At 44.1% G+C, this 1,152-nt stretch carries 1 protein-coding gene; it reads left to right on the forward strand.

The window, feature by feature from the left end; genetic code table 11:
• Window positions 1-58: 58 nt before the first annotated feature.
• On the forward strand, window positions 59-1,152 hold a 1,094-nt coding region (locus HMPREF3144_RS01185), incomplete at its 3' end, for an RNA-guided endonuclease InsQ/TnpB family protein (RefSeq protein WP_070475817.1).

Consider the following 1,152-nt stretch of genomic DNA (forward strand, 5'->3'; position numbering starts at 1 on the left):
CCTTTCCTTTAGGTGGGTGATGTAAGGCAAGTATTTTTTAGTTTAGGATTTTTTACGCATGAAAACCCTCAAGTTACGAATTCGAGAGAAACACGCTAAGGCACTGGACGAATTAAGTCGTTCGGTGAATTTCGTGTGGAATTACGTTAATGACTTGAGTTACACGCATTTGCAGCGCACGGGTAAGTTCTTTTCGGCTTATGATTTAAGCGCGTACACCAAAGGCAGTGGTGAGTTTTTAAACTTACACAGTCAAACGATTCAGGCGGTGAATGAAACGTATGCAAAGAGTCGTAAGCAATTTCGTAAAGCGAAGTTAGCATGGCGTACTAATCATCCAAAGGCAAAACGTAAATCGCTTGGTTGGATTCCGTTTAAGAAGTCGGCCATTAAGCACGTGGTTTCCCGTCAGATGGGATTGAAAAGTTTAAAAAGCACCTTGCAGCTAAGCCTAGGCAAAGGCAATCAGCTCATGATTGATCTGTGGAATAGTTATAACTTAAGCTTGTACAGCATCAACACACTAGAGATTGTGCAAGATAGCCGTGGGCGTTGGTATGCGTGTATCACAGTAAAAGACTTCCCTAAGAAAACGTGTGGTACAGGTAAAGTCGGGATTGATTTAGGGTTAAGTTCGGCAGCGGTGGCATCCAATGGTGATACCTTAGAAATGAAACAAACACAGCAGTGGGCTAAGCCCTTAGCCATTGCACAACGTGCAAGGAATAAAAAGCGAGTTAAGGCGATTCATGCTAAGATAAAAAACACTCGACAACATATGATTCATCAATTCACCACTAAGCTAGTGAAAGAGAACGCTTTGATTGTGGTGGGTGATGTAGCGAGTAATCAATTTAACAGTAAGAAATCAAAACTAGCCAAGTCCGTCTATGACGCTGCTTGGTTTGAAATCAAACGGCAATTGACTTATAAATGCGAGCACGCAGGTTGCCGTTTTGAAGTCGTATCAGAACGATACACTACCCAAACGTGTTCGTGCTGTGGCAGTCGTGACAGCAGTCCGAAAGGTAGAGCAGGTTTGCGAATAAGAGAATGGACGTGTGCGCAGTGTGGCACAAGGCATGATCGAGATATCAACGCCAGTCGGAACATTCTTGCGGTCGGGCTTGGCCGTCTGGAAGCAGGAATCCC

It is taken from the genome of Oligella sp. HMSC05A10 (assembly GCF_001808335.1).
GTDB classification, from domain to species: Bacteria; Pseudomonadota; Gammaproteobacteria; order Burkholderiales; family Burkholderiaceae_B; genus Oligella; species Oligella urethralis.